The sequence below is a fragment of the Vibrio sp. 1580 genome (assembly GCF_033340055.1).
In genome coordinates this window covers 1-646 of record NZ_JAWOVT010000368.1, presented here as the reverse complement: position 1 = coordinate 646, position 646 = coordinate 1, and the positions used below count along the sequence as shown (strand labels likewise).

General features: G+C 47.2%; 1 protein-coding gene. It reads right to left on the bottom strand.

Translation table 11 applies throughout. The features are described 5' to 3' along the window. A partial coding sequence (locus R7093_RS26055; RefSeq protein WP_318147123.1) for a class I adenylate cyclase occupies positions 1–646 on the bottom strand: 646 nt, incomplete at both ends.

Genomic DNA, 646 nt, shown 5'->3' with positions numbered 1-646 from the left:
GTTCGACTCATCCAATACATAGATGTTGAAACCGTCTTCGTTATCTTCAAAGAAGAATTGCACCAAACCTTCACTGGCAAAACCATCCACCGCTTCTGGTAATTGGTATTCTTGCTCACGGTCGAGCATTAACAGCGGCGAGCCTTTTAGCTTGTTGGTAGAAATGCTGCGGTAGAAATCGATGGAGTTTTCTAACTTCTGCACCGACACACCACGGCGTTCAAAGAACAATCCGTAGGTTTGGTTACCAAGACGCATCGCTTTAAAGCGGCGGCGTTTTTCTTGCTCCACCGGCTTCAAACGCAAGTCGATGCATTCCGCAAGAAGCTGATACACCATATTACGCATCACTCCACGCATGTTTTTCGCGTAGCAGAACACATCAACCGATTCTGGTGGCAACGCATCTTGGTGCATTTTGCCCAAAATGGTTTTTAGCGCATCCAACATCGCCGTTTCGCCTTTGAAATGCAGTGTACGCACTTCATGCCAGGAGTTGCGGTAAACCAAATCGACACTGCCGACTAAGTTCTTATGCTCAGGGCCAAAACTGAAGATATCGGTATTTTTCACATCCACTTTCAATGAACGCCCCGACAGCTCCGACGTAGGGTCATTTTCGAAGTTGATGAACATCGCCAACTGG